General features: G+C 72.9%; 6 protein-coding genes. 1 reads left to right on the top strand and 5 read right to left on the bottom strand.

The window, feature by feature from the left end; genetic code table 11:
• The first annotated feature begins 186 nt into the window (after positions 1-186).
• On the top strand, positions 187-1,194 hold the full coding sequence (locus ACWEN6_RS40715) for a LysR family transcriptional regulator (RefSeq protein WP_452577551.1): 1,008 nt from the start codon (positions 187-189) through the stop codon (positions 1,192-1,194).
• A gap of 8 nt (positions 1,195-1,202) precedes the next feature.
• Here the strand turns inward: ACWEN6_RS40715 and ACWEN6_RS40710 are convergent, their stop codons facing one another.
• The 5 genes from ACWEN6_RS40710 to ACWEN6_RS40690 form a co-directional block, all read right to left on the bottom strand.
• Positions 1,203-2,210: an N-acetylglucosamine kinase gene (locus tag ACWEN6_RS40710; RefSeq protein WP_452577549.1), complete on the bottom strand. Its 1,008-nt coding sequence runs from the start codon at positions 2,208-2,210 to the stop codon at positions 1,203-1,205.
• The gene (locus tag ACWEN6_RS40705; RefSeq protein ID WP_452577547.1) at positions 2,207-3,481 is read right to left on the bottom strand and encodes a 6-phospho-beta-glucosidase; all 1,275 of its coding nucleotides are present in this window, start codon (positions 3,479-3,481) and stop codon (positions 2,207-2,209) included. Before ACWEN6_RS40705 ends, ACWEN6_RS40710 begins: the two co-directional genes overlap by 4 nt.
• Positions 3,481-4,368 (bottom strand): carbohydrate ABC transporter permease, encoded by an 888-nt coding sequence (locus ACWEN6_RS40700; RefSeq protein WP_452577545.1) that lies wholly within the window; start codon positions 4,366-4,368, stop codon positions 3,481-3,483. Before ACWEN6_RS40700 ends, ACWEN6_RS40705 begins: the two co-directional genes overlap by 1 nt.
• A complete protein-coding gene (locus tag ACWEN6_RS40695) occupies positions 4,365-5,330 on the bottom strand; it encodes a carbohydrate ABC transporter permease (RefSeq protein ID WP_452577543.1) in 966 nt (321 codons plus the stop codon). The genes ACWEN6_RS40700 and ACWEN6_RS40695 overlap by 4 nt, the downstream gene beginning before the upstream one ends.
• Before the next feature lie 4 nt (positions 5,331-5,334).
• The coding region (locus tag ACWEN6_RS40690; RefSeq protein WP_452577541.1) for an extracellular solute-binding protein at positions 5,335-6,768 on the bottom strand (1,434 nt) is incomplete at its 5' end.

Raw genomic sequence — 6,768 nt, 5'->3', positions numbered from 1 at the left:
CCGCGCGAACGGCCCGCGCGAACGGCCGGGGACGGCGCGGACGGCGCGGACGGCGCGGACGGCGGGGACGGCGGCGGGCGCCAGGACGGCCCCCATGTCCTGGCGGTGATGGCCCCCAGGACGGGCCGCGCGGCGACCGGGGCACCGGCGTCGAGCGCCATCTCGGGGGACGCGTAGGGTGCTGACGTGGGCACCAAGCAGCCGGGCCGCCCCGCGCGGGGTGCGTCCCCGCCGGCCGGCGCCGGTCCGGGCGCCCGGCCGCCGGACGGGACGGGGGAGGGGCGGGCCCATCCGCACGGACTGGACAACGTCCACCTCCAGGCGCTGCACGCGCTGCTGACCGAGCGCACGGTGACCGGGGCCGCGCTCAGACTGGGGCGAACCCAGCCCACCCTGTCGGCGGCGCTGGCCCGGCTGCGCCGCCACTTCCACGACGAACTGCTCACCCGGGTGGGCAACCACTACGAGCTGACCCCCTTCGCCCGGCACCTGTGCCCGCTGGCCGCCGTCGCCGTCTCGGCCGTGGATCGGGTGTTCTCCGCCCAGGCGGAGTTCGACCCGGCCAGGTCGGGGCGCACCTTCACCGTCGTGTCCTCCGACTACGGCCTGAGCGTGGCCGGCCGGCACCTGATCGGGGTGCTGGAGCGGCGGGCGCCGAACGCCTCGATCCGTTTCGAGCCGGCGACGCCCGAGGCCTTCTCCCGCGACCCCGACTTCTACCGCACCTCCGACGGCGTGCTCATGCCGCACGGCTACCTCGACCTGCCGCGCAGAATGGACCTGTTCCGCGACCGGTGGGTCTGCGTCGTCTCCACCGCCAACCCGGTGGTCGGCGACCGGCTGACCATGGCCGACCTGGACGCCCTGCCCTGGGTCACGACCTTCAGCGACCCGATGGGCAGGGCGGCCCCGTGGCGGCAGATGGAACTGCTCGGCGTGCGGCTGCGCGTGATCGCGGTCGCCGAGTCCTTCCTGGCCATGCCGCGGCTGGTGTGTCACACCGGCGCCATCGCCCTCATGCAGGAAAGGCTCGCCGCCGTCGTGGCCGACGCGCTGGACGTGCGCGTCCTGGAATGCCCGTTCGAGGCGGTCCCGCTGGTCGAGGCCTTCTGGTGGCACCCGGTGCACGACGCCGACCCTGGGCACGCCTGGTTCCGCCGGCTTTTGACCGAGGTGCGCGCCCGCCTGGCCTGACCGAGCCGTCAGGCCGATGGCGCGGCGGTGGGCGCCGGACGGCCGCCGGGGGCGCCGGCGAAGGCGTCCCTGAGCCGGTCGGCGGCCTCCGGCCCGGCGCCGAGGCGGTCCAGGCCGAGCAGCGCGGCCCCCGCGATGGGCGGCAGCGCGGCCACCACCAGCGCCGCCCGGGGCGCCTGCGCGGCGTACCGCTCCTCGACCAGCGCGGTCAGCAGCGGGTCGCGCGAGGTGAGCACGCCGCCGCCCAGCACCACCTCGCACGGGTCGTCGAGCATGCCGAGGCGGCGCATCGCGGCCACGCCCATCACGGCGACCTCGTCGGCCTGGCGTTCCACCACGTCGCGGGCGACCGCGTCTCCGGCGGCCGCGGCCGCCAGCAGTTCGGGCACCAGCCCGTGGAGCCGGTCGGCCCGCAGCTCGCCGAAGTGCAGGGCGATCGTGACCTCCTCGGCCAGCCGCACGCCGAAGAACCCGCGCACGATGTCGAGCAGGGCGGTCGCCGGGCCCCGGCCGTCCTCGGCGCGCACGGCGTGCCACAGCACCTCCTCGCCCAGGCCCAGGCCGCCGCCCCAGTCGCCGCTGATCCTGCCGAGGGCCGGGTAGCGGGCGACCCGGCCGTCAGGGGCGACCGCGACCGCGTTGATGCCGGCGCCGCACACCACCGCGGCGCCCCACGGCCGGGAGGTGCCGGCCCGCAGCAGCGCGAAGGTGTCGTTGCCGACGACGGCCCGCCGGCCGTACCCGCGGGCCATGATCTCGTCGTGGAGCAGGTCCTCCTCCACGGGCAGGTCGGCCCCGGCCACGTACGCCGCCACCAGGTCGGCGTACGGCGGCTCGGCCTGCGGGCCGAGGGCCAGCCGCGCGGTGTGGCCGAGCACGTCGATCGCGGCGGCCACGCCCGCGCTCTGCGGGACGAACGCGCCGCCCCTGCCGGTGGCCAGGACGGTGCCGTCCTCGGCCACCAGGGCGACGTCGGTCTTGCTGTTGCCGCCGTCGACGGCCAGGACCGTCCTCACGCGGGCACCGCCCCGTCGCCGGCCCAGGGCAGGAAGGCGCGGTTGGCGGCGACCAGCCGGGCGGCCAGGTCGGACGACAGGGACGCCTGCCCTACCAGCGGGTGGGCGAGCAGCGCGTCGGCGACCCGGTCGGCGCCGCCGTGCAGGGCGGCCTCCAGCGCCAGCGCCTCGTAGGCGGTGACGTGCGCGATCAGCCCGGCGTACAGCGGCTCGACCGGGTCGACCGGCAGGGCGGCGGCGCCGGAGGAGCCGACCCGCGCGGGGACCTCGATCACCGCGTCGTCGGGCAGGAAGGGCAGCGTGCCGTCGTTGCGCAGGTTGACCACCTGGACGTCGCCCCGGTCGCCGGCCAGCGAGGCGATCAGGGCCACCGCCGCCTCGGAGTAGAAGGCGCCGCCGCGCCTGGCGAGCAGCTCGGGCTTGGTGTCCACGGCGGGGTCGGCGTACATGCGCAGCAGCGACTCCTCCAGGGCGGCCACCTCGGCCGCGCGGGAGGGCTTGCCGAGCTGCTCGGCCACCACGGCGTCGTGCTCGTAGAAGTAGCGCAGGTAGTACGACGGCACGACGCCGAGCCGCCGGATCAGCGGCGCGGGCAGGCCGATGTCGGCGGCGATCTCCTCGCCGTGGTCGGCCAGCAGCTCCGGCAGGACGTCCCGGCCGTCCACGTGGACGGAACGTTCCCAGGTGAGGTGGTTGAGCCCGACGTGGCCGAGCGAGACCCGCTCGGGGGCGACGCCGAGGTGGGCGGCGAAGCGCCGCTGGAACCCGATGGCCACGTTGCACAGGCCGATGGCCCGGTGCCCGGCCTGCAGCAGCGCCCGGGTGACGATGCCGACCGGGTTGGTGAAGTCCACGATCCAGGCGTCGGGCGCCACCTTGGCGACGCGTTCGGCGATGTCCAGCACCACCGGGACGGTGCGCAGCGCCTTGGCCAGCCCGCCCGCGCCGGTGGTCTCCTGCCCGACGCAGCCGCAGGCCGGCGGCAGCGTCTCGTCCACGTTGCGGGCGGCCTGCCCGCCCACCCGCAGTTGCAGCAGCACGGCCTGCGCCCCCGCCGCGCCCTGGTCCACGGTGGCGGCCGTGGAGACGACGGCCGGGTGGCCGGCCCTGCGCAGCATCCGCGACGCCATCGCCGACACCAGCGCGAGCCGCCGCTCGTCGGGGTCCACCAGGACGATCTCGGAGATGGGAAGCTCGTCGCGCAGGCGCGCGAAGCCGTCGATCAGCTCGGGCGTGTAGGTCGAGCCGCCCCCGACAACGGCCAGTTTCATCACTTGACTCCCGTCAGCTTGACGCCCTCGATGAAGGCCTTCTGGGCGAAGAAGAACACGATGATCACCGGTGCCATGGCCAGCAGGGTGGCGGCCATGGTGAGGTTCCACTGTGTGTGGTGCACGGCTTTGAAGGATGCCAGTCCCAGCGACAGCGTCCAGTTCGAGGGCTCGGTCCCGGCGTACAGCAGGGGACCGTAGTAGTCGTTCCAGCAGTAGAAGAACTGGAACAGCGCCACCGCGGCGATCGCGGGCCGCGCCATGGGCAGGATGACCCGCACCAGCGTGCGCAGTTCCCCGCATCCGTCCACCCGCGCCGCGTCGGAGTACTCCCGGGGGATGGTCACCAGGAACTGCCGCAGCAGGAAGATGGAGAACGCGTCGCCGAGCAGCATGGGCAGAATGAGAGGCCACAGCGTCCCGGTCAGGTGGAAGCGCGCCCACAGGATGTAGATCGGCACCGCCACCACCTGCGGAGGCAGCATCATCGTGGTGATGACCAGCAGGAACGCCAGCCTGCGCCCCGGGAAGCGCAGCCGCGCCAGCGCGTAGGCGACCGGGATGGACGACACCAGCATGAACACGGTGGCCAGGACCGCGTACAGCAGCGTGTTGCCGATCCAGGTGAGCAGCGGCGCCCGCCGGAAGATGTCGGCGAAGTTGCCCCACTCGAAGTGGTCGGGCCACAGCCGCGAGGTGAGCGCCTGGTGGTCGGTCATCACCGCGGTCAGGGCGATGAACACCAGCGGGCCGATGAACATGATCGCCAGGGCGATGGCGAGCGCGTGGGTGGCGATCCAGCCGAGCGCGACGCGCCGCCGGTGGCCGCGCGGGACGCGCGGGCGGGCGCGCCCGGCCGGCGGGGCCGGAGCCGCGGTGAGGGTCATGCCTCCTCCTCGATGCCGCGGAACTGGCGCAGCAGGATCAGGGTGAACACCATGGACACCGCGAACAGGATGAGCGCCAGCACGCAGGCGTAGCCCATGGCGAAGTCGCGGAACCCCTGGTGGAAGAGCCATTCGGGGAAGGTCAGGGTGGACTGGTCGGGGTAGCCGGGGACGAAGACCGTCCCGGCGGAGTCGGTGCCCCCCGAGGCCACCCGCGCCGCCACCATCGCCTGCGTGAAGTACTGCAGCGTCTGGATGACCCCGGTGACCGCGGCGAACATCAGCACCGGGCGGATCACCGGCAGGGTGATGTGGGCGAACTGCTGCCAGGCGCCCGCGCCGTCCAGCGCGGCGGCCTCGTACAGCTGCTTGGGCACGTCCAGCAGCGCCGCCAGGAAGATGACCATGAGGTCGCCGACCGACCACAGGGCCAGCAGGGTCAGGCCGGGCTTGGCCCACGCCGGGTCGCCGAACCAGTCGGGGGAGGGCAGGCCGAGCGCCGACAACGCCGCCGCCACCGGTCCGCTCGCCGGGTTGAGCAGGTACACGAACCCCAGCGTCCCGGCGACCAGCGGCACCAGCGAGGGCAGGTAGAACACGGTGCGGTAGAAGCCGGCCCCGGCCTTGAGCCGGGTGATGAGCTGGGCGACGCCCAGGCCGAACGCCACCCGCAGCGGCACCATCACCGCGACCAGCCACAGCGTGTTCCTGATGGCGGTCCAGGCGGCCTCGTCCCGCAGGAAGTACCGGTAGTTCAGCAGCCCCACCGGTTCCAGGCTGAACAGGTCGTACCGCTGGAAGGAGAAGTAGACGGTCGCCAGCAGCGGGTAGGCGAAGAACAGCCCGAAACCCACCAGCCAGGGCGACAGGAACAGCAGGGCCACCAGGCCGCGGCGGCGCCGCGGGGACCGGGCCGGGACGGGCGCCGCGTTCCCGCGGCGCCCGAGCGTCGTCGTCGCCATCGGATCAGCCGCCCGCGGTGAGCTTCAGCTTGTCGTCGATCTTCTTGTCGACGTCGGCGAGCAGCGCGTCCAGGTCGTCACCGCGGCCGGACTCCCACTTGATCTGCGCCTCCTGCAGCGTCTGCTGGTTGAAGGCCGAGTTGATGTGGGCGGGCAGGGTGCTACTCGCGGGGTTGGCGAAGATGTCGAGGAAGGTTTGGAAGTTCGGGTCCTTGTCCAGCTTGGGCGACTGCAGCGCCGGCAGCGTGCTCGGCACGTTGCGCAGGGCGTTGGACAGGGTGACCAGCGCGTCGGTGTCGGTGGTGAGGTAGCGCACCAGGTCCCAGGCGGCCTGCGCGTGCTTGGCGCCCCGCGGGATGCCGATGACCGTGCCGGCGATGAAGCCGCCGCCGTACAGGTCGGGCCGGTCGTCGGCGACCGGGACCGGCGCGGTGCCGTAGTCGAGGCCGGAGGCGTCGGAGGCGATCATGGCGTTGCGCCACTCGCCGTCGATGGCCATGGCGACCTGCCCCTTCATGAAGGGGTTGTCGGCCGACCACTCGTCACCGAAGCTCTTGCGGAACTTCTCCAGCTTGTCGTACCCGAACCAGTCGACCAGGTCCTTCTGCCAGGTCATCAGCTTCTTCCACGCCGGGTCGCCGCCGATGGCCGAGGTGCCGTCCGGGTTGGTCCACTTCGCGCCGACCATCGTCCCGGTGTGGATCGGGGCGTTCTCGTACATCTGGCTGCCCGGCACGAACCCGGCGACCTTGATGTCGCCCTTGGAGTCGCGCACGGTGAGCTTCTTGGTCAGCGCGGCCAGCTCCGACAGCGTCTTAGGGGGCTGCGCGCCCTTCATCAGCTTCTTGTTGTAGTACAGGCCGTAGGTGTCGGCGAGCATCGGCATCACGCACCGCCGGCCCTTGTACTGGGTGTACTCGGCGATGACCTTCGGGAACAGCGACTCCTGCACCTTGCTCGCCGCCATGTACGGCTCGAGATCCTGGAAGATGCCGGTCTTGCAGAAGGTCGCGACGCTGTCGGTGGTGAACGACAGCGCCACGTCCGGCGGGTTGCCGCCGCGCGAGGCCTGGATGATCTGGTCGTCCTGGACGGCCTTGGTGGTCGTGACGGTGATCCAGGGGTACTGCCGGTGGAACCCCGCAAGGGCGTCGTCGAAGGCTTTGAGCTCGTTGTCGGCGACGAAGCCGTGCCACATCGTGATGGTGACCGGGGTCCGGTCGGGGGTGCTCCCGCTCTGCGGCTTCGCGGGCGCGTTCTCGGTGCCGGCCGTGCAGGCGGACACGGCCGGCGTGGCCAGGGCGGCCACGACGGCCAGGGCCGCCGCCGCGAGCTTCGGGCGTGGTTTCGGTGTGGAGGTCCAGTGGGACGGTGACAGGAAATGGATCGCGGTCGGCAACTTGCTGCCTTCCTTCTCCGCCTTCTCCGGCGCCCTGAT

It is taken from the genome of Sphaerisporangium sp. NPDC004334 (assembly GCF_053602655.1).
This window is presented reverse-complemented; position numbering and strand designations above follow the sequence as displayed.